This is a genomic window from Tabrizicola sp. TH137 (genome assembly GCF_002855575.1).
Classification (GTDB): Bacteria; Pseudomonadota; Alphaproteobacteria; order Rhodobacterales; family Rhodobacteraceae; genus Paragemmobacter.
Genome location: NZ_PKRQ01000004.1, coordinates 207,594 through 226,145 on the forward strand (window position 1 = coordinate 207,594; position 18,552 = coordinate 226,145).

An 18,552-nucleotide genomic window follows, 5' to 3' on the forward strand; every position below is an offset into this window, starting at 1 on the left:
GGCTCACTCCTGAAATGAACTGTTTCGTTCACTTCTCCAATATGGCCATCTGCCCTCCGATTTCAACCCCATTCTGAACCGTTCTGTTCACTTTTTCGCCTTGCGCCCCCGGCGGCTCACGCTAATCTAGAATCATTCTAATTCTAAACGGTGCCCCCATGATCCCCGGCCTCTCCACCCGTCGCCGCTTTTCCGATCTCTCCGAACAGGAAATCCTCGCCCTCGCCATCTCCTCCGAGGAAGATGACAGCCGCATCTACCGCTCCTATGCCGAAAGGCTGCGCGGCGAATTCCCCGCCTCCGCCGCCATCTTCGATGGCATGGCGGCCGAGGAAGACCAGCACCGCCAGCGCCTGATCGACCTCCACCGCAGCCGCTTCGGCGAGGTCATCCCCCTGATCCGCCGCGAACATGTGGCAGGCCATTACGCGCGCAAACCCGTCTGGCTCACCCATAACCTGCCCCTCGACACGATCCGGGGCGAAGCGGCAGCGATGGAGCAAGAGGCGCAGCGCTTCTACACCCGCGCCGCCCAATCCACGACCGATGCCGCCACGCGCAAGCTTCTGGGCGACCTCGCCGCCGCCGAGGCGGGCCATGAACGCAAGGCGGGCGAACTGGCCGACAAACACCTGACGGACGAGGCGAAATCCGAAGAGGATTTCACCGCCCGCCGCCAGTTCATCCTGACCTGGGTGCAGCCGGGCCTTGCCGGGCTGATGGATGGCTCCGTCTCCACCCTCGCCCCGATCTTCGCCACCGCCTTCGCCACCCAGGACACCTGGACGACCTTCCTCGTCGGCACCGCCGCCTCCGTCGGCGCGGGCATCTCCATGGGCTTCACCGAGGCCGCACATGATGACGGCGTCCTTTCCGGGCGCGGCAGCCCCTGGAAACGCGGCCTCGCCTCGGGCGTGATGACGACGCTGGGCGGCATGGGCCATGCCCTGCCCTATCTCATCCCCGATTTCTGGACGGCGACCACCATCGCCATCCTCGTCGTCTTCGTCGAACTCTGGGCCATCGCCTGGATCCAGAACCGCTTCATGGAAACCCCCTTCCTCCGCGCGGCCTTGCAGGTTGTCCTCGGCGGTGCTCTGGTCTTCGCCGCAGGGGCATTGATCGGGGGGGGCTGACATGTATCGCAAGGGCGAGGTGAGATATGAACCGCTCCCCCTGCCCGACCGCGTGCAGAAACCCGATGACCGGGCGCTGGCCGATGCGCAGTCCTTCCTCGACTACATGAAGAAACGCCATTCCGTCCGCCAGTTCTCCACCCGCCCCGTCCCGCAGGCCGTGATCGAAACCTGCATCGCCACCGCCGGCACCGCGCCCTCGGGCGCGAACCACCAGCCCTGGCACTTCGTGGCCGTCTCCGACCCCGCGCTGAAGGCCCGCATCCGGGACGGGGCCGAGGAAGAGGAACGCGCCTTCTATTCCGGCGCGGCGGGCGATGAATGGCTCGCCGCGCTGGAACCGATCGGCACCGGCGTCTCGAAACCCCATCTCACCGATGCGCCCTGGCTGATCGTGGTCTTCGCCCAGCGCTATGGCCTCACCGAAGACGGCACCCGCTACAAGAACTACTACGTCCCCGAAAGCGTGGGGCTCGCCACCGGCTTCCTCATCGCTGCGCTGCATCACGCCGGGCTCGTCTGCCTCGAACACACGCCCAATCCGATGAAATTCCTCGGCCCCCTGCTCGGCCGTCCCGATCACGAGAAACCGGTGATGATCCTGCCCGTCGGCTGGCCCGCCGCGGATGCGACAGTCCCCGCCGTGGCCAAGCGGAAAAAGCCCCTCGCCGCGATCCTGACGGTTTTCCCGGAAGGCGGTTTGTGACGCACAAACCGAAGCGGAATTTGACGCAAATTCCGCCCCCCGGCCTGCCGCTTCCCAGCCTGCCGCTTCCCAGCGATTTCTGCGCCAGAAATCGCCGCGAAATCCGCGTCAGATTTCGCCCCCACCGCGCACCCGCCCATCCAACCTGTGCGGCTGCGCACCCTTAACCACGAATCCGCCCGCCACCCTGCCCGGATTTGTATGTACACTTTGCTGCACAGAATGCGGCACAGGATCCGGCACAGCCTCTGACGGCTAAACCCCCAGAATCCCCGGCAATTCCGCCATGTCGTTAAACAACACGGCCCCCTCCGCCGCCAGCGCCGGATGCGCCCCTCTCGGCGCATAGCCGAAACAGCGCATCCCCGCCGCCCGCGCCGCCCGCGCCCCTGCCGGGCTGTCCTCCACCACCACGCAGTCCGCCGCCGGAACCCCCAACCGCTCCGCCGCATGCAGGAACAGATCGGGCGCGGGCTTCGGCCGCCCCAGCGCCTGCCCGGAATACAGATGCCCCCGGAACCGCCCGATCAGCCCATGCTGGCCCAGCGTGATCTGCATCTTCTCGGGCGTCCCGTTCGACCCCATCGCAAAGGGAATCCCTGCGGAATCAAGGGCATCCAGCACATCCACGATGCCCGAAATCAACGGCACCGACGCCCGCAGCATCGCATACATCCGCTCGTAGAACTCCGCGACCCAGTCCTCCGGCAGCCGCGCCCCATTGGCCCGGGCCTTCTCGGCCACCGTCTCCACCGTGCCGCCGATATAGCCCGCCTCCAAAGCCTCCAGCGTCATCGGCAGGCCATATCGCTCCAGATCGTCGCGGATCATCACAAGCGTCGGATGCTCGCTGTCCACCACCACACCGTCACAATCGAAGATCACCGCACCCGGTTTCATTCCCCCGCCCTCAGCAGCGTCACCAGCGTATCGCCATACCGTCTTTGGTCCAGCATTTCAAAGCCTTGCGGGATCACCGGCGCCGCCCCATCTTCCCAGACGACCAGCCCGCCGGGCCCGATCCACCCCCCCTCGGCACAGGAGGCCAGCGCCTTCTCCCCCAGCCCCTTGCCATAGGGCGGGTCCAGGAAAACCAGCGCATAACCCTCCCCCCGGTTCGGCCCCATCCGCGTCGCATCCCGCCGCCAGACATCCGTCACGCCCATCGCCCGCATCAGTTCGATGTTCCGCCTGAGCAGCGCCCGCGCCGCCGCCCCGTCATCGACAAAGGCCGCCCGCGCCGCCCCGCGCGAGATCGCCTCCAACCCCAGCGCCCCCGTCCCGGCAAACAGGTCCAGCACCCGCGCGCCCGTGACAGGATCGCCATAACCGCCATTTATCAACAGGTTGAAGATCGCCTCCCGCACCCGGTCGGAGGTGGGCCGCAGATGCGCCTTGGCATCCCCTTCGCCCACCGGCGCCAGATGCAGCCCCCGGAACTGGCCGCCGATGATCCTCATGCGCCCGCCTTCGTCATGCCTTCAGCAGCGCCTTCATGTCCGTCGCCGGGTCCGCCACCACCTCGGGCTTCGGCGATTTCCCCATCTCGATCAACCGCTTGCCCACCATATAGGCGCGGCTGTCATTCATCGCATCCACCGCCAGCAGCGCCTCCCCGCGGTAATACCAGAAGGACACAGCGCCCCCCTCGCCGGGCCGCGTGACGATCCGGTCATAGCCCGTATTCAGCCCCGCGATCTGCAACTTGCAATCGTACTGATCCGACCAGAACCACGGACGCGCCTCGTAAGGCCTTGCCGCACCGCAGATATTTTCCGCCACCGCCTCGGCCATGTCGATGGCATTCCCCACCGATTCCAGCCGCAGCCGCCCGCCCTTCCACGGAAAGGACGCGCAATCCCCCGCCGCCCAGACATGCGGGGCCGAGGTCCGCCCCTGGTCATCGCAGGCAATCCCGTTCTCCACCGCGATCCCCGCCGCCTCGGCCAAAGCCGTCGCCGGCACGATCCCCACCCCCGCGATCACGAAATCGGCCGGCAGCTCCCGCCCATCCGACAGGCGCACCCCCGTCACCCGGCCCTCGCCCAAAAGGCGCTCAAGCCCCGTGGATTCAAGGATTTTCACCCCCCGCGCCCCGTGCAGCGCGCGGAAGTAATCCGATGTCTCCGGCGCCGCCACACGTTGCAGGATGCGCGGCGCCATCTCCAGCACCGTCACGTCAAGGCCCAGCTTGGCCCCCACTGCCGCCGCTTCCAGCCCGATATAACCGCCCCCCACGATCACCAGCCGCCGCCCCGGCGCGAACTCCCCCCGCATCGCATCCACATCGGCCAGTGTCCGCACGGTATAGACCCCGCCCAGATCGCCCCCCACCGCCGCAGGCAACCGCCGCGGCACCGACCCCGTGGTCAGCACCAGCTCGTCATATCCCAGAACCTCGCCGCCCACCGTCACCGTCCGCGCGCCCGTGTCGATCCGCTCGACCTTCGCCCCCAGCCGCAGCGCAATCCCTTGTTCTGCATAGAATTCCGCCGACCGCAGCCAGAGCCGCTCCTCCTCCATCTCGCCCAGAAGATAGGCCTTGGACAAAGGCGGCCGCTGATAGGGCGGCGCGGGCTCCTCGCCGATGATCGTGACGTCACCCGCAAAACCCAGCGCCCGCAGCTTCGCCGCACAGGCGGCCCCCGCCTGCCCTGCCCCCACGATCACCACATGCGCCATCGCCCGTCCCCCGTTTCCATCTGGCCGAAGCCCGGGCCGGACCCTATATCCCTGCCTCAGTGAAACGCAACGACGCGAGGGACGAAGAATGACGATTTCCGTAGGCCAGCCGCTGCCCGAAGCCACGCTCATCCGCATGGGCGAAGGCGGGGCCGAAGCCATTTCCGTGGCCGACCGCACCAAGGGCCGCAAGGTCGTGATCTTCGCCGTCCCCGGCGCCTTCACTCCCACCTGCCATTCCGCCCATGTCCCCAGCTTCATCCGCACCAAGGATGGCTTCGCCGCCAAGGGCGTGGATGAAATCATCTGCGTCTCGGTCAACGATCCCTTCGTGATGAAGGCCTGGGGCGAAGCCACCGGCGCCACCGCCGCCGGCCTCACCCTGCTGGCCGATGCCGATAGCAGCTTCACCAAGGCGATGGGCCTCGCCTTCGACGCGCCCCCGGTCGGCCTGCTGGCCCGGTCCAAGCGTTACGCGCTCTATGCCGAAGACGGCGTGGTCAAGGCGCTGCATCTCGAGGAAAGCCCCGGCACCTGCGAAATCTCGGGCGGCGAGGCCTTGCTGAAGGCAATCTGACGGATCGGGTGGGGTCGACCCCCACCCTTCCCCGGGCCGCATGGCGGGATGAACCCTGCCCTTTCACCTTGGCCCAAATACTCATCTTCCCGGCCATTCCCATAGCGGCGGGCAGGAAACCGGGCACATAGCCGTAGGATGGGCCATCCGGCCCATCCCCCAATGCCGCCCGGCGCGCTTCCGCCACCGCACCGGGCCCGCCCTCTGGCCTCCTTGTCTGCCGCCCGCTCCGGCGTCACACTTCCCCGAAAACCGGACTGGAACGAGCAACCCATGCAGATCGACCGTCGCGCCTTCGGACTGGGCCTCATCGGCCTCGGCCTCTCCGCCTGCACACCCAGCCTGCCGCGCGGCGGTGTCAGCGTCCCCTCGCCCCTTCCCGCCGACCTGCGCCCGGTCCCGAACCCCGCCTATGACGCCTGGGTCGCCGCCTTCCGCGACCGCGCCGCCGACCGTGGCATTGCGCAGCCCACGCTCTCGCTGGCCTTCCGCAACGCGGGCTTCCTGCCCGGCGTCATCACCCGCGACCGAAACCAGACCGAAACCTCCCGCAGCCTCGAAGACTACCTCTCCATCGCCGTCTCGGAGGAGCGCGTCAGCAAAGGCCGCGCCGCCTTTGCCCGCCATCGCGGCCTGCTGGCCGACCTGCAATCCCGCTATGGGGTCGAGGCAGAGGTCATCACCGCCATCTGGGGCCTCGAAAGCTTCTATGGCGAAAGGCGCGGCGAGGTTTCGGTGATCTCGGCCACCTCCACCCTCGCCTTCGATGGCCGCCGCGGCGCCTTCTTCGAACAGCAACTGACCGCCGCGCTGCGCATCCTCCAGAACGGCGACATCCCCGCCGACCGCATGACAGGAAGCTGGGCGGGGGCCATGGGCCATACCCAGTTCATTCCCACCTCCTATCTGGACTTCGCGGTGGATTACACCGGCGATGGCAGGCGCGACATCTGGTCCGACGATCCCTCCGATGCGCTCGCCTCCGCCGCAGCCTATCTGCAACGCAACGGCTGGACCCCCGGCCTGCGCTGGGGCGGCGAGGTGGGCGGCAACGCGCCCGCAGGCGCGATCATCCAGCCGCAGGCGGGCGGCCCGCAATTCGCCACCACCGCCAATTTCCGCGTCATCAAGCGCTACAACAACTCCGATGCCTATGCCATCGGCGTGGGCCATCTGTCAGACCGGATCGCAGGCGCAGGCCCCCTGCGCGGCAGCTTCCCGCCCGATGCCAACGGCCTGACCAAGGCCGACCGCATCACCCTGCAACAGCGCCTCACGGCGCGCGGCTACGACACGCAGGGAACCGATGGCGTGATCGGCAAGAACACCGAAACCGCCATCCGCGCCTTCCAGGCCGCCCAGGGCCTGCCCGTCACCGGCCAGCCGTCACAGGCCCTGCTGCAAGCGCTGCGCTAGGTCCCGTAGGGCGGGGGTCTCCCCGCCCCCCGCAGAAGGTCCAGCCTTCACAAGATCCGCGGCGCCAACTCCAGCGGATCGGCCACCTCGACATGCCAGAACGCCACCGCGCCCTCAGGCAGACGGGCCAGGACCCGCTCCAGATCGTCGCGGTCGCAATAGCGCCGCAGAGTCCATGCCGTGGCCTCGATCGCAGTGTCGGGCGTCAGGTTGTGATGCGGACGGACCTGCTTCACCTCCCGCGTCAGCGCGGCCCGTTCGGCAAAGGGCAGGGGCGGGTCCTGCACCACCCATCCCGCAACAAAGACGGCGCGCGGGATCGCGGGCAGGACCGATGCGAAATCCAGCCCTTGCTGCGCCGTCAACCGCCGCCGGAACACCTGCAACACCCCATCCATCGCCGTATAGGCCATGTTGTCGGAGTCCAGCGCCATGCGATCCTTCAGATCATCCAGAATGGCCCGCCATTCCTTCGACGCATGGCGATAGGTCCACGGCATCGGCATTCTCTGCCCCCTTTCCTTTGTCGCTCCGCAGGCCCGCATCAGCGCAGCCGCAGCAACGCCTCACGAAACCCCGCCGCAGCTTCCCACGCCATGCCCAGCGCGGTCTGCCCCGGCCGCTCCGCCAGAACCCGCGCCACCAGCATCCGGCCCAGCGCGTAACCCGTCCCATCCGGCAGATCGCCCGCGCCGAAGAACCACGCCTCATGGTCATAGCCGGTCGCGTCAAACTCCGCATGCGCCCGCTGGCACAGCGCCGCAAAGTCAACCCCCGGCGGCATCACCTCCCATGGCTCCGGCGGGCAGTCCATCATCTCATGCACGAAAACCTGCGCCAGCCCTTCCGACACCAGCGCCTCGCCCAGCCTGTCGCCATATCCCGGCCCATCCCAGCGCAGGACATGATGAAACTCATGATAGACCGCCTTCAGCAGCTCGTGCCGCAGCCCCTCCGCGCCCCCCTGCGTCAGGTCGATCCCCAACTCCATCCGCCCCGGCCCGTAAGAGGCCCCCGTCACGCGCAGCGCAGGCGGCATCGGATGATCCATCGCCCGGATGACGACATCCAGCGCCACGGCAGGCGCCACCGCGTCCAACCGCGCCTCCGCCTCGGCCAAAGCGGCGCGCAACTCCGCCTCGATGCCCGACAGACGCCCCCGCGCGTTCAACAGATGCAAGGTCCAACCCATGCGCGCCTCCCTCACGTCATCCCGACCCTCATGTCGGCAAGGTGTCTGCGCCCGTCAAGCCACCGCCTTTCGCGCTCAGTCGAACAAGCGTCGATCGGGCGAAGGATGGGTCCGGTAATGCTGCAAGCGGGACGCCAACGAACCGACATGCAGTTCAAGCTTGTGCCCATCCGGATCAAGGAAATAAAGCGATGCGCCCTCCGAACGGTTTTCCTTCCAAACTTCGGCCCGCGCCTTGACCTCGGCGGACAGCCTTTGGAAATCATCCACCGGCACGTCCAAGGCCAGATGCGTGTAGTCGTCCCGTCTCGCATGTTCCGCCTTCGGATCGACCGACAGGCAGAGCCACAAGGCACCCGCCTCCAGATACGCCCCCTCGCTCCAGATGGCGCGCAGTTCCAGCCCCAGAACATCCCGATAGAAAGAGACCGACCGATCAAGGTCAGCCACGGCAAGCGTGACATGATTTATGCCGGTGACGCGCGCTCTGGTCATGCTTGCTCCATGGTCGGTCTGGTCTTCATCGACGCCAGCCTTTGCGGGCAATCAGCCGATCCTGCCGAAATCGCACTCCGCCAGCAGGCGGCGCAGGTCTGCCTCGCGGTCCGACAGATTCCCCCGCGCGTCGGGCAGATGCAAGGTCCAACCCATGCGCGCCGCCTCCACCGCCTCCCAATCCCCTGTCGGATAGGGCGCCCCCTCAGCCCCCGACCGACCGCCGCCAGGCCGCCATCATCTCCTCCAGCGGAACCCCGTCGATCGTCACCCCCGTCAGGCGGCAATTGGTCAGCACCGCCCCCGACAGATTCAGGTTATCGAACACCGCGCCCGACAGGTTCACGTCATTCACCCGCCAGCCGCTCATGTTGCTGTCGTTGAAACGCGCGCCCGAGAAATTGATCTGGTTGAAACTCGCCCCCGACAGGTTCGCATCGTTGAACCGCGATCCCGACAGATCGGCGTCGTTCACATCCAGCCGGGCCGTCACGTGATGCAGGTCCATAGCGTCCACCCCCTTCGCCTGTGCCTTGACCACGAGGCCACGCCCACGCCCGCCCGTCAACAGGGTGCATCCCGTAAGGCGGGGATCACCCCGCCAATGGCCCGTAGGGTGCGTGGTCCCCACGCACCGCCCCGCCGCGCCCCTCACTCCCCCCCGTGACAGAACCACCCCCCCGTCACATCCCCGCCATGGGCGAAGAACAGCCACAGCCGCTCGCCCGCTTCCGTCTCCACCCGCCAGTAATCGCGCGGCCCCGTCCGCCAGTCGGGATCGTCCAGCCACCATTCCGGCGCGATCCGCTCCGGCCCCACGGCAAAGCGCGTCACCATCTCGCGCCGCCGCCAGCGGAACCGGGCGGGGGGCGTCGGGTCATCCTCCGGCGCGCCCAGCGGTTCGGGGCGGAACAGCACCAAGGGCCGCCGCCCCCGCTTCGGCCATTCCCCCGTGAAAGCGGCCGACCATGCCGCGGCCAGAACCTGCGCCCCCTTTTCCGGCACATGGCTGTCACCGGGATGGAACCGCGTCACCGCCTCCGCCCCCAGCCGCACCCCCAGCTTGCCCAGCAGATCGTCCAGGCCCCCATCCTGCGGGGCCACCGCCACCGTCCCCGCCACCGTCCCCGTCACCGCCGGGCTGCGATGCTGCATCGGGGCCAGCCGCTCCACCGCCACCGCCTCCAGCCGGATCATGTCGAACCCGAAGCCCGCCTCCAGATCGGGCAGCTTCATCGCCAGAAGGGGCCGGATGCGATCCTCCCGGTCCGAGGCGCGGGCCAGCCCCACCTCGGCCACCTGCACCGCGCCATCCGTCCGCACCGCCTCCAGCCGCACCCGCCGCGCGCCATGCCCCTGCCGCTTCAGCCGCGCGCAAAGGACCGGCAGCAGCCGGTCCAGCGCCGCCTCCACATCGGCCAGCAGGCCGATGGGCTCCGGCAGGCTGATCCGCGCCGCGAAATGCAGGGGCGCCCCCGCCGGCGTCACCGGTTCGGGTTCAAGCCCCAGCGCCTGATCCAGCCGCCGCAGCACCGCCGCCCCGAACCGCCGCGCCAGCGCCGCGCGTGGCAGCACCGCGATATCCTCCACCCGGCGCAGGCCCAGCCGCACCAACCCCTCCACCGCCTCCGGCTCCAGCCGCAGCGCGGCCACGGGCAGCGGCCCCAGCGCCTGCCGCATCTTCCCCTCCGGCGCGATCACGCCGCGCGGGCCCGCCGCCCCCGCCCCCGCCACGGGCAGCGCGCCGCCCTTCTCCCATCCCCGCCGCTTGGCCGCACGCGACCGCGTCGCATGGGCCTCCTGCTGGATGGCATCGCCGCTGCGCAGGACCTGCACCCCCTGCCCCGCATGGCGCGACAGCGCCCAGGCCGCCCCCACCGTATCGGCGATGGCCGCCCGCAGCGTCAGCCCCATCTCGGCGCAATCCGCCTCCACCTGCGCCAGAAGCGCGGCCTCGCCGCCAAACAGATGCGCGCAGCCTGTCAGATCGACGACCAGACCGCCGGGCGGCTCTTCCGCCACCCAGGGCGAGAACTTCCCCGCCCAGCGCCGCAGCCGCATCAGAAAGGCCGCCTCCGCCGCCGGATCGGCGGGAATCGTCGTCAGGGCCGGGCACATCGCCGTGGCATCGCGCAGCGGCTGGCCAAGGCTCACCCCCGCCGCCTCGGCCTCTGCCGAAACCGACGTGATGACCTGCGCCCCGTTCCGCTCCCCCACCACGGCCAGCGGCCCGGCCAGACCCGCCATCCCGGCCCGCGCCCGGCGCAGGCCCCGCTCCGCGCCAAGTCGCGGAAACCACAGCGAAAGAATGCGCCGCCGCCCCATGCCCGCCCCGTCCCCTGACCCGACTCCGAAATGTTCACCCTTTGTTCAAATATCGCCCCATCAAGGCCGGAGTCCAGCCGCAAGCCCCAATTTTCCGTGAATTGGGGCAAAAGCCCCAGTTACCAGGTGACAACGTCACTTCCGCGATTCACTCTCACGTCTATAGTGACCGGACTTTTCCAGCAGGGAGCCAGAACAATGAAATTTTCCACCAAGGCCCTCGTCCTTGGCTTCGCGATGGTGGCCAGTGTCGCCATCGCCGCCGAAGCCACCGACCCCACCGTGAAGGCCCGTCAGGAACTGATGGACACGATCGCCATGAACACGGGCATCCTCGGCAAGATGGCCGGTGGCGAAACGGCCTTCGACGCCGCTGCCGCCGATGGGGCCAAGGTCGCCATCGCCGCCGCTGCGGCCGAGATCGCCGCCAAGTTCGAACCGCAGGCGACCGATCCCAAATCCACCTCGAAGCCGGACATCTGGACGAACTGGGAAGACTTCGTGAAGAAGGGCGACGCGCTCAAGGCCGCCGCCGAAGGCATGGACGCCACCACGCTGGAAGGCGTGCAGGCCGGCATGGGCGGAATCGGCGGCGCCTGCAAGGATTGCCACACCACCTATCGCATCCCGTCCTGATCCTCGCTCGGGATCGTCAGGACAGAAGGCCCCCGCAGCCATTGCGGGGGCCTTTTGCCATCATCCGCAGGTCACCCGTGCAACCCGGCCCGCACGATCCACCTCGAAATTCAACCGCTCGGGGTTGAAGTCCATCGTCACCGCCGATCCCGGATAGATCACCCGCACCGGCTTGTTGAACTGGATCGCCTCCAGATCGCGCGCCGGCGCCCCGACCAGATATTGCAGGTCCAGCGCCCCGCAGGCATTCACCCCGCCCCCGGAAACAGGCCCCGGATCGCCTGCATAAGGCGGCGACGATGGCACGCAGGCCGCCGTTCCCAACACCAGCATCAGCCCCGCTGCGGCTGTCCTGAAGGCTTTCATCCCGGAAACTCCCTACCCGAACGAAGGCCCGCGCCTCCGCCACACCAGCCTGTGCCGCCCGCCCGCCCGTGACAAGCCGCCCTGCCGCAAACCGGCAAGGATCAGCCGTTTCGGCGATTGCATTCGCCGCGCGTTTCGCACAGCCTGCCCGGCAATGGCAGGGCGCAGCACGGCCCGCCGCTTGTATGGGAGGATCTTATGCGTACCCGCGCCGCCGTCGCCGTTGCCGCAGGCAAGCCGCTTGAAATCATGGAAGTGAACCTCGAAGACCCCAGGGAGGGCGAGGTCCTGATCGAGATCAAGGCCACCGGCATCTGCCACACCGACGAATTCACCCTCTCCGGCGCCGATCCCGAAGGCATCTTCCCCTCCATCCTCGGCCATGAAGGCGCGGGGGTCGTGGTGAAATGCGGCCCCGGCGTGAAATCCCTGAAACCCGGCGATCACGTCATCCCGCTCTACACGCCCGAATGCCGCGAATGCCCGTCCTGCCTGTCACAGAAGACCAACCTCTGCACCGCCATCCGCGCGACGCAAGGCCAGGGCCTCATGCCCGACGGCACCACCCGCTTCTCCATGCTCGATGGCACGCCCATCTATCACTACATGGGCTGCTCCACCTTCGCCAATCACACGGTCATGCCCGAAATCGCGCTGGCCAAGGTCCGCGATGACGCCCCCTTCGACAAGATCTGCTACATCGGCTGCGGCGTCACCACCGGCATCGGCGCCGTGCTGAACACCGCCAAGGTGGAAATCGGCGCCAAGGCCGTGGTCTTCGGTCTGGGCGGCATCGGGCTGAACGTCATTCAAGGCCTGAAAATGGCCGGGGCGGACATGATCATCGGCGTCGACATCAACGACGACAAGGAAGCATGGGGCGAAAAGTTCGGGATGACCCATTTCGTCAACCCGAAGAAACTCCCCGAAGGCATGTCGGTGGTGCAGGCCATCGTGGATCTGACCAAGACCCCCTTCGACAAGATCGGCGGGGCCGACTACTCCTTCGACTGCACCGGCAACGTCAAGGTGATGCGCGACGCGCTGGAATGCACCCATCGCGGCTGGGGCCAGTCCATCATCATCGGCGTGGCCCCGGCAGGCGCGGTGATCGAGACGCGGCCCTTCCAGCTCGTCACCGGCCGCGTCTGGAAAGGCACCGCCTTCGGCGGCGCGCGTGGCCGGACAGATGTGCCCAGGATCGTGGACTGGTACATGGACGGCAAGATCGAGATCGACAGCATGATCACCCACATCCTGCCGCTCGACCGCATCAACGAAGGCTTCGATCTGATGCACGCGGGCAAGTCGATCCGCGCCGTCGTGGTGTACTGACCTCAGCGCAGGGTCTCGCGGTCCGGCAGGAACCGGGCCGCGAGGGCCGCAAGCGCCGAGAAAAGGAAGACCGAGGCGATCAGATCCGTCAGATGATGCCCCCCATGGCCCAGCGTGGCCGGGATCATCAACCCGCTCACCATCACCATGGCCGGAAAGACCACCGTTCCCCGCGCGAACCAAAGGCCCATGCAGGCCATGAACATGTGGAAGGACGGGAAGGCCACCACCCCGATCAGAAGGTCGGGCCGGATCACCGGCACGCCTTCTGACGCATAGCGCACCAGCCGCGCCGCATAATCCCCATCCACGACAAGGCCGATCAGCGCCGCCTCGCCCGGAATCTCGTGATAGGGCGACGGCCCGACCGAAGGCAGCAGCCGCCAGATCAGCACGGTCACCGCCATGCCGCCGACACCGACCCACAGGAACCGGTGCAGCGCCCGCTCCCGCCCTTGCACGGCCAGCGCCACGATCACCACCACAAGCTGCGGAATCGCCGCCGCATAGACCCATCCAAGGAACCGCCCGAAGGCCGGCCACTGCGCCAGAAGCAGCAGGAAATCCGACCAGTCATAGCCCAGCGCCGCATCGACAGAGATCAGCGCCCGGTCGATCGTCGGGCGCTCGAAGGGAAAAAGCTGGAAGATGAAAATGGCGACCACTGCCGAAAAGCTGCAAAAAAGACCAAAGCACACGGCAAAGGCCGCAAGCTGCGGCCTCGGGCGGTTCATCCGGATGAAGGCCCCCAACGCCACAAGCGCCAGCGTCGCCGCGATCATCGGGGCAAAGCCCGCCCAGTCCACGGCCGAAGGCAGCAGCACATCATGCAGGATCGTGACCAGCAACAGCGCAAGGACCACCGCCAGCAACCCGATCTCGGCCCGGAACAGCCCGAAAACCGTGTTCTGCGCGACGACGGACCGTGAACCCGCCTCTGGCACCGCAAGCGACTGCATCCCGCACCTCCATCCTTTTGCGTGACGGATGTCATGGCGCTGTGACCGAAATTTGGCGGCGCGATGCCCGGATGCGGGCCTTTCTCCTTTCGCCGATCAAGCTTTTGTCGCAAGAGTTACCACCAGAGGAGAAGCCATGCCTGAACCCCGCGCCCCCCGGCTCTGCGTCCTGATCGACGCCGACAATGTCCCCTCCGGCTATGCCGAGGCGATCTTCGAGGAAATCGCCAGCCTGGGCGAAGCCTCCGTCCGCCGCATCTATGGCGACTGGTCCGCGCAGCGCCTTGCCGGCTGGGCGAAGAAGGTCGCAGCCCTCGGCCTCGTCGCCGATCAGCAGTTTTCAAACACCAAGGGCAAGAACGCCTCCGACATCGGCCTCGTCATCGCCGCGATGGATTTCCTGCATTCCGGCCTGTTCGACGGCTTCGTCCTCGTCTCTTCCGACAGCGATTTCACCCGCCTCGCCGCCCGCATCCGGGAACAGGGCCTCGATGTCTATGGCATCGGCGAAAAGAAGACGCCCGAAGCCTTCCGCATGGCCTGCAAGCGCTTCATCTATGTCGAGAACCTCTCCGCCGCCGAAGACCTGCCCGAACCCGCCCCCGTCCGGGGCACGGCAAAGGTGGAACCCGCCGAACCCCTGCCGCGTCCCGGCACGAAGGAAGCCCCCGCAAAGGCCATCCCCCTCATCGTGGCCGCCATGCGCGCCATCGACCCGGATGCCGAATGGTATTCGCTCGGCCAGGTCGGCCAGTTCATCACCCAGGGCAATCCCGACTTCGACACCCGCACCTATGGCAGCGCGAAACTCTCCGACCTCGTCCGCAAGATCAGCCGTTTCGAAACCCGCCCCGGCCCCGGCGGCCAGCTCCAGATGCGCGACATCGCCTGACGCGGCCAAAGGCCCCCTTGCACCTTCTGCGACAAGCGGATATCGCCCCCGCCTTCGGCAGCCCCCATCGTCGGCCCCCTCGCCGGCGTTGAGAAACGCCCCCCGCAATGCTACCCTTCGCCCATACGCCCCGCGCCGGGGCTCACACGGCGCGCAACCCAGGAGGACGATGTCCTGTCTCATTCTGACCCAGCGACCGGCCTGCCGGTCGGCCCGAGGGCCCCGCGCATGAGCGAGACGGCCACGGCAACCGCCCCCGCCCACAGCTCCGAAGACATTCTCGCCGCCGTCCTCAAATCCGTCGATGACGACAAGGCAGAGGACGTGGTGCAAATCGACCTGCGCGGCCGCTCCGACGTGGCCGATTACATGGTCATCTGCTCCGGCCGCTCCTCCCGCCAGGTCGCCGCCATCTCGGAAAAGCTGGTGGACCGGCTGAAACAGGATTTCCGCCTGCATTCCAAGATGGAAGGCAAGGAAACCGGCGACTGGGTGCTGATCGACACGGGCGATGTGATCGTCCATGTCTTCCGCCCCGAAGTGCGCGAGTTCTACCAGCTTGAAAAGATGTGGCTGCCGGGAAGCGCGCATCGCGGGGCCTGATCCATGCGGCTGCACATCTGCGCCGTGGGCCGCATCCGGGCCGATCAGCCCGAACGCGCCATTCTCGAAGACTACCAGATGCGGTTCAACCGCACCGGAAAGCCCCTCGCCCTTGGCCCGCTGACCGAGATCGAGGTCGAAGACAAGAAGGGCGGCGGGATGGAGGCCGAGGCCGAACTTCTGCTGCGCGCCGTCCCCGCCGGGTCGCTTCTCGCCACGCTTGATGAACGCGGGCGGGTGCTGTCCTCCCCCGAATTCGCCGCCCAGATCGCCCGCTGGCGCGACGAGGGGCGGCAGGACGTGGCTTTCCTTATCGGCGGGGCCGATGGTCTGGCCCCCGGCCTGCGCGACCGCGCGGCCTTCTCCCTCAGCTTCGGGCGCATGGTCTGGCCGCATATGCTGGTGCGCGCGATGCTGGCCGAACAGATCTACCGCGCCGCCACCATCCTTGCGGGCAGCCCCTACCACCGCACCTGACCAAATTTCTTCGAAGAAATTTGCAAAAGTTTTCGAAAACTTTTGTCCTTCCAACCTCACGCGTTGCCCCCCGATCCCCCGAGGGGTATTCAGCAGCCAACGACACCGCAAAGGGGCACGCCGCCATGACCGTTCCGAAACCCGTCGTCCTCTGCATCCTCGATGGCTGGGGCCTGTCGGACCGGACCGAAGGCAATGCCCCCGCCCTGGCCAAGGTGCCGACCTTCAACCGCCTCTGGTCCACCTGCCCCCATGCCACGCTCATCACCCATGGCCCCGATGTGGGCCTGCCCTCGGGTCAGATGGGCAATTCCGAGGTGGGGCACACCAATATCGGCGCGGGCCGCGTCGTGGCGATGGACCTTGGTGCCATCGACCTCGCGGTGGAAGACGGCTCCTTCGCCACGAATGACGCGCTGCAAGACTTCATCGCCACGCTGAAATACACCGGCGGGGCGGCGCATCTGATGGGCGTGGCCTCCGATGGCGGGGTGCATGGCCATATCAACCACGTCCTCGCCGCCTGCCGCGCCATCACCGCGGCGGGCGTTCCCGTCTGGCTCCATGCCATCACCGATGGCCGCGACGTGGCCCCGTCCTCCGCCGCAGGCTTCATCGCCGACCTCTCCGCCCGCCTGCCCGTCGGCGCGCGCATCGCCACGGTCATCGGCCGCTACTGGGCGATGGACCGCGATACCCGCTGGGACCGCGTCGCCCGCGCCCATGCCGCCATGATCCATGCCAGGGGCGAAACCGCCCCCGATGCCGCCACCGCCGTCGCCCAATCCTATGCCAAGGGCGAGACGGATGAATTCATCGCCCCCACCGTCCTCGCCCAGTACACCGGCGCCCGCGACGGCGACGGGTTCTTCTGCCTCAACTTCCGCGCCGACCGCGCGCGCGAAATCCTCTCCGCCATCAGCGACCCCGATTTCACCGCCTTCGACACCGCCCCCCGCCCGGCCTTCGCGGCCCGCCTCGGGATGGTCGAGTATTCCGACGCCCACAACGCCTACATGACCACCGCCTTCCCCAAGCGCGTGCTGGTCAACACGCTGGGCGAATGGGTGGCCGCCCAGGGCCGCCGCCAGTTCCGCCTCGCGGAAACCGAGAAATACCCCCATGTCACCTTCTTCCTCAACGGCGGGCGGGAAGAGCCCTTTACCAGCGAAGACCGCACCATGCCGAAATCCCCCAAGGTCGCCACCTATGACCTGCAACCGGAAATGAGCGCGCCCGAAGTCGGCGAAAGACTGGTCGAGGCGATCCGCGCGGGCTACGACCTGATCGTCGTCAACTTCGCCAATCCCGATATGGTCGGCCATACCGGCGACCTCGCCGCCGCCATCGCCGCCTGCGAGGCCGTGGATGTCGCCCTTGGCAAGGCCGTGGATACGCTGGATGCGGTCGGGGGCGCGATGATCGTCACCGCCGACCACGGCAACTGCGAACAGATGATCGACCCCGTCACCGGCGGCCCCCACACTGCCCATACCACCAACCCCGTCCCCGTGATCCTCTATGGCGGCCCCGCAGGTGCCACCCTGCGGAACGGCCGCCTTGCCGATCTCGCCCCCACGCTCCTCGCCCTCATGGGCCTGCCGCAACCGGCAGAGATGACGGGGAAAAGCCTCCTGCAATGATCCGCCGCGCCGCCACCCTCGCGCTTGTCCTTCTCGCGGCCCCCGCTGCGGCGCAGGGCGTGGCCGAACAGGCGGCGCAAGCCTCGGCCAATCTTCAGGCCGCCGTCGCGGCGCTGGAGGCGGCCGAGGGCGCCCGCGACCGTGTCGCCGCCCTCACCGACACGATCCGCGCCTATGAAACCGGCCTCGGCGCCCTGCGCGAGGCGCTGCGTCAGGCCTCCCTGCGGGAAACCGCCCTCACTCTGCAATTCAACGCCCAGCGCGACCAGATCGCCCAGCTCGTCGGCGTGCTGGGGCAGATGGAGGCGGAACCCGGCCCCTCCCTCCTCCTGCATCCTTCCGGCGCGCTCGGCACCGTCCGGTCGGGCATGATCCTCGCCGATGTCACCCCCGCGCTTCAGGCCGAAGCCGCCCGCCTTCGCGCCGAACTCCAGGAACTCCGCGACCTGCGCGCCCTGCAACTCGCCGCCGGCGAAACCCTCGCCCGCGGCCTCTCCGCCGCGCAAGAGGCGCGCACCGCGCTCTCGCAGGCGATCTCCGACCGCACCGATCTTCCCCGCCGCTTCACCGAAGACCCCGATACCCTGCGCGGCCTGCTGGAAAGCGCCGACACGCTCGAAGCCTTTGCCGCAGGCCTCGCCCCCGACGAGACGGATACCGAAGATTTTGCCTCCGCGCAGGGCCGGCTGCCCTGGCCCGTGCTGGGGTCCATCCTGCTCCGCCCCGGCGAAGCCGATGCCGCCGGCATCCGCCGCCCCGGCCTCACCCTCTCCACCCGCCCCCGCGCGCTGGTCACCGCGCCCTGGCCCGCCACCATCCGCTATCGCGGCCCGCTGCTCGACTACGGAAATGTGATGATCCTCGAACCGGGCGGGGGCTATCTTCTCATCCTGGCCGGGCTGGAAACCGTCTATGGCGAGGTCGGAGAGGTGGTCGCACAGGGTGCGCCCCTCGGTCTCATGGGCGGGAACGAGCCGGCGCTTGCAGACATCCTCGCCGCGTCGGAAGAAGGTGGTGGCGCACGCGAATCGGAAACGCTTTACTTGGAACTGCGGCAGGGAGCCGAGCCGGTGGACCCCGAACCCTGGTTCGCCGAAGGAAGGGATTGAGTT

General features: G+C 67.8%; 20 protein-coding genes and 1 pseudogene. 11 read left to right on the top strand and 10 right to left on the bottom strand.

Going from position 1 to position 18,552, the window contains the following annotated elements:
- The first annotated feature begins 158 nt into the window (after nucleotides 1-158).
- A complete protein-coding gene (gene mbfA, locus C0V75_RS13710) occupies nucleotides 159-1,136 on the top strand; it encodes an iron exporter MbfA (protein WP_101921521.1) in 978 nt (325 codons plus the stop codon).
- 1 nt (nucleotide 1,137) lies between these two features.
- The gene (locus C0V75_RS13715) at nucleotides 1,138-1,842 is read left to right on the top strand and encodes a nitroreductase family protein (RefSeq protein ID WP_101921522.1); all 705 of its coding nucleotides are present in this window, start codon (nucleotides 1,138-1,140) and stop codon (nucleotides 1,840-1,842) included.
- A gap of 255 nt (nucleotides 1,843-2,097) precedes the next feature.
- Here C0V75_RS13715 and C0V75_RS13720 read toward each other — a convergent pair whose 3' ends face one another.
- From C0V75_RS13720 to C0V75_RS13730, 3 genes and pseudogenes are all read right to left on the bottom strand, one after another.
- The gene (locus C0V75_RS13720; RefSeq protein WP_101921523.1) at nucleotides 2,098-2,742 is read right to left on the bottom strand and encodes an HAD family phosphatase; all 645 of its coding nucleotides are present in this window, start codon (nucleotides 2,740-2,742) and stop codon (nucleotides 2,098-2,100) included.
- Nucleotides 2,739-3,305, bottom strand: a pseudogene (gene rsmD / locus C0V75_RS13725) (16S rRNA (guanine(966)-N(2))-methyltransferase RsmD); the annotation flags it as partial. The gene C0V75_RS13720 and the pseudogene rsmD, both read right to left, overlap by 4 nt.
- A gap of 10 nt (nucleotides 3,306-3,315) precedes the next feature.
- Entirely contained in the window at nucleotides 3,316-4,524 is a 1,209-nt protein-coding gene (locus C0V75_RS13730) for an NAD(P)/FAD-dependent oxidoreductase (RefSeq protein ID WP_101921525.1), read from the bottom strand.
- An 88-nt stretch (nucleotides 4,525-4,612) separates the two neighbouring features.
- Here C0V75_RS13730 and C0V75_RS13735 point away from each other — a divergent pair, with 88 nt between their 5' ends.
- Together C0V75_RS13735 and C0V75_RS13740 are read left to right on the top strand one after the other, a co-directional pair.
- Nucleotides 4,613-5,101, top strand: a complete 489-nt coding sequence (locus tag C0V75_RS13735; protein WP_101921526.1) for a peroxiredoxin — start codon at nucleotides 4,613-4,615, stop codon at nucleotides 5,099-5,101.
- Between the two features lie 273 nt (nucleotides 5,102-5,374).
- Nucleotides 5,375-6,517 (top strand): lytic murein transglycosylase, encoded by a 1,143-nt coding sequence (locus tag C0V75_RS13740; protein WP_101921527.1) that lies wholly within the window; start codon nucleotides 5,375-5,377, stop codon nucleotides 6,515-6,517.
- A 47-nt stretch (nucleotides 6,518-6,564) separates the two neighbouring features.
- Here the strand turns inward: C0V75_RS13740 and C0V75_RS13745 are convergent, their stop codons facing one another.
- The 5 genes from C0V75_RS13745 to C0V75_RS13765 all read right to left on the bottom strand — a co-directional run bounded on the left by C0V75_RS13745 (nucleotide 6,565) and on the right by C0V75_RS13765 (nucleotide 10,529).
- Nucleotides 6,565-7,023: a DUF2267 domain-containing protein gene (locus C0V75_RS13745; RefSeq protein WP_101921528.1), complete on the bottom strand. Its 459-nt coding sequence runs from the start codon at nucleotides 7,021-7,023 to the stop codon at nucleotides 6,565-6,567.
- A 38-nt stretch (nucleotides 7,024-7,061) separates the two neighbouring features.
- Complete coding sequence (locus tag C0V75_RS13750; RefSeq protein WP_101921529.1) at nucleotides 7,062-7,709, bottom strand: DUF2268 domain-containing putative Zn-dependent protease; 648 nt, start codon at nucleotides 7,707-7,709, stop codon at nucleotides 7,062-7,064.
- A gap of 75 nt (nucleotides 7,710-7,784) precedes the next feature.
- The gene (locus C0V75_RS13755) at nucleotides 7,785-8,204 is read right to left on the bottom strand and encodes a VOC family protein (protein ID WP_101921771.1); all 420 of its coding nucleotides are present in this window, start codon (nucleotides 8,202-8,204) and stop codon (nucleotides 7,785-7,787) included.
- Nucleotides 8,205-8,409: 205 nt separating this feature from the next.
- Nucleotides 8,410-8,772 carry a pentapeptide repeat-containing protein gene (locus C0V75_RS13760; protein ID WP_216821460.1) on the bottom strand — a complete coding sequence of 121 codons (363 nt, stop codon included), beginning with the start codon at nucleotides 8,770-8,772 and terminating at the stop codon, nucleotides 8,410-8,412.
- 83 nt (nucleotides 8,773-8,855) lie between these two features.
- The gene (locus tag C0V75_RS13765; protein WP_101921531.1) at nucleotides 8,856-10,529 is read right to left on the bottom strand and encodes a DNA polymerase Y family protein; all 1,674 of its coding nucleotides are present in this window, start codon (nucleotides 10,527-10,529) and stop codon (nucleotides 8,856-8,858) included.
- A 198-nt stretch (nucleotides 10,530-10,727) separates the two neighbouring features.
- Between C0V75_RS13765 and C0V75_RS13770 the strand changes: the two genes are divergently transcribed.
- Nucleotides 10,728-11,165: a cytochrome c gene (locus C0V75_RS13770; protein ID WP_158241847.1), complete on the top strand. Its 438-nt coding sequence runs from the start codon at nucleotides 10,728-10,730 to the stop codon at nucleotides 11,163-11,165.
- A 60-nt stretch (nucleotides 11,166-11,225) separates the two neighbouring features.
- Here C0V75_RS13770 and C0V75_RS13775 read toward each other — a convergent pair whose 3' ends face one another.
- Nucleotides 11,226-11,531 (bottom strand): I78 family peptidase inhibitor, encoded by a 306-nt coding sequence (locus C0V75_RS13775; RefSeq protein ID WP_254216473.1) that lies wholly within the window; start codon nucleotides 11,529-11,531, stop codon nucleotides 11,226-11,228.
- 198 nt (nucleotides 11,532-11,729) lie between these two features.
- Here C0V75_RS13775 and C0V75_RS13780 point away from each other — a divergent pair, with 198 nt between their 5' ends.
- A complete protein-coding gene (locus C0V75_RS13780) occupies nucleotides 11,730-12,866 on the top strand; it encodes an S-(hydroxymethyl)glutathione dehydrogenase/class III alcohol dehydrogenase (protein ID WP_101921534.1) in 1,137 nt (378 codons plus the stop codon).
- Between the two features lie 2 nt (nucleotides 12,867-12,868).
- Here C0V75_RS13780 and C0V75_RS13785 read toward each other — a convergent pair whose 3' ends face one another.
- A complete protein-coding gene (locus tag C0V75_RS13785) occupies nucleotides 12,869-13,825 on the bottom strand; it encodes a phosphatase PAP2 family protein (protein WP_101921535.1) in 957 nt (318 codons plus the stop codon).
- 136 nt (nucleotides 13,826-13,961) lie between these two features.
- Here C0V75_RS13785 and C0V75_RS13790 point away from each other — a divergent pair, with 136 nt between their 5' ends.
- From C0V75_RS13790 to C0V75_RS13810, 5 genes are all read left to right on the top strand, one after another.
- On the top strand, nucleotides 13,962-14,717 hold the full coding sequence (locus C0V75_RS13790) for an NYN domain-containing protein (protein ID WP_101921536.1): 756 nt from the start codon (nucleotides 13,962-13,964) through the stop codon (nucleotides 14,715-14,717).
- Between the two features lie 228 nt (nucleotides 14,718-14,945).
- Complete coding sequence (rsfS, locus tag C0V75_RS13795; protein WP_101921537.1) at nucleotides 14,946-15,320, top strand: ribosome silencing factor; 375 nt, start codon at nucleotides 14,946-14,948, stop codon at nucleotides 15,318-15,320.
- Nucleotides 15,321-15,323: 3 nt separating this feature from the next.
- Nucleotides 15,324-15,797 carry a 23S rRNA (pseudouridine(1915)-N(3))-methyltransferase RlmH gene (gene rlmH, locus C0V75_RS13800; protein WP_101921538.1) on the top strand — a complete coding sequence of 158 codons (474 nt, stop codon included), beginning with the start codon at nucleotides 15,324-15,326 and terminating at the stop codon, nucleotides 15,795-15,797.
- Between the two features lie 125 nt (nucleotides 15,798-15,922).
- Nucleotides 15,923-17,440 carry a 2,3-bisphosphoglycerate-independent phosphoglycerate mutase gene (gene gpmI, locus C0V75_RS13805; RefSeq protein ID WP_101921539.1) on the top strand — a complete coding sequence of 506 codons (1,518 nt, stop codon included), beginning with the start codon at nucleotides 15,923-15,925 and terminating at the stop codon, nucleotides 17,438-17,440.
- Nucleotides 17,437-18,549 (top strand): murein hydrolase activator EnvC, encoded by a 1,113-nt coding sequence (locus C0V75_RS13810; RefSeq protein ID WP_371410689.1) that lies wholly within the window; start codon nucleotides 17,437-17,439, stop codon nucleotides 18,547-18,549. Before gpmI ends, C0V75_RS13810 begins: the two co-directional genes overlap by 4 nt.
- Nucleotides 18,550-18,552 lie beyond the last annotated feature (3 nt).

Bases quoted from the DNA above. Each gene is read 5' to 3' on its own strand.
- mbfA (WP_101921521.1), top strand. From the start codon at position 159: ATGATCCCCGGCCTCTCCACCCGTCGCCGCTTTTCCGATCTCTCCGAA.
- C0V75_RS13715 (WP_101921522.1), top strand. From the start codon at position 1,138: ATGTATCGCAAGGGCGAGGTGAGATATGAACCGCTCCCCCTGCCCGAC.
- C0V75_RS13720 (WP_101921523.1), bottom strand. From the start codon at position 2,742: ATGAAACCGGGTGCGGTGATCTTCGATTGTGACGGTGTGGTGGTGGAC.
- C0V75_RS13730 (WP_101921525.1), bottom strand. From the start codon at position 4,524: ATGGCGCATGTGGTGATCGTGGGGGCAGGGCAGGCGGGGGCCGCCTGT.
- C0V75_RS13735 (WP_101921526.1), top strand. From the start codon at position 4,613: ATGACGATTTCCGTAGGCCAGCCGCTGCCCGAAGCCACGCTCATCCGC.
- C0V75_RS13740 (WP_101921527.1), top strand. From the start codon at position 5,375: ATGCAGATCGACCGTCGCGCCTTCGGACTGGGCCTCATCGGCCTCGGC.
- C0V75_RS13745 (WP_101921528.1), bottom strand. From the start codon at position 7,023: ATGCCGATGCCGTGGACCTATCGCCATGCGTCGAAGGAATGGCGGGCC.
- C0V75_RS13750 (WP_101921529.1), bottom strand. From the start codon at position 7,709: ATGGGTTGGACCTTGCATCTGTTGAACGCGCGGGGGCGTCTGTCGGGC.
- C0V75_RS13755 (WP_101921771.1), bottom strand. From the start codon at position 8,204: ATGACCAGAGCGCGCGTCACCGGCATAAATCATGTCACGCTTGCCGTG.
- C0V75_RS13765 (WP_101921531.1), bottom strand. From the start codon at position 10,529: ATGGGGCGGCGGCGCATTCTTTCGCTGTGGTTTCCGCGACTTGGCGCG.
- C0V75_RS13770 (WP_158241847.1), top strand. From the start codon at position 10,728: ATGAAATTTTCCACCAAGGCCCTCGTCCTTGGCTTCGCGATGGTGGCC.
- C0V75_RS13775 (WP_254216473.1), bottom strand. From the start codon at position 11,531: ATGAAAGCCTTCAGGACAGCCGCAGCGGGGCTGATGCTGGTGTTGGGA.
- C0V75_RS13780 (WP_101921534.1), top strand. From the start codon at position 11,730: ATGCGTACCCGCGCCGCCGTCGCCGTTGCCGCAGGCAAGCCGCTTGAA.
- C0V75_RS13785 (WP_101921535.1), bottom strand. From the start codon at position 13,825: ATGCAGTCGCTTGCGGTGCCAGAGGCGGGTTCACGGTCCGTCGTCGCG.
- C0V75_RS13790 (WP_101921536.1), top strand. From the start codon at position 13,962: ATGCCTGAACCCCGCGCCCCCCGGCTCTGCGTCCTGATCGACGCCGAC.
- rsfS (WP_101921537.1), top strand. From the start codon at position 14,946: ATGAGCGAGACGGCCACGGCAACCGCCCCCGCCCACAGCTCCGAAGAC.
- rlmH (WP_101921538.1), top strand. From the start codon at position 15,324: ATGCGGCTGCACATCTGCGCCGTGGGCCGCATCCGGGCCGATCAGCCC.
- gpmI (WP_101921539.1), top strand. From the start codon at position 15,923: ATGACCGTTCCGAAACCCGTCGTCCTCTGCATCCTCGATGGCTGGGGC.
- C0V75_RS13810 (WP_371410689.1), top strand. From the start codon at position 17,437: ATGATCCGCCGCGCCGCCACCCTCGCGCTTGTCCTTCTCGCGGCCCCC.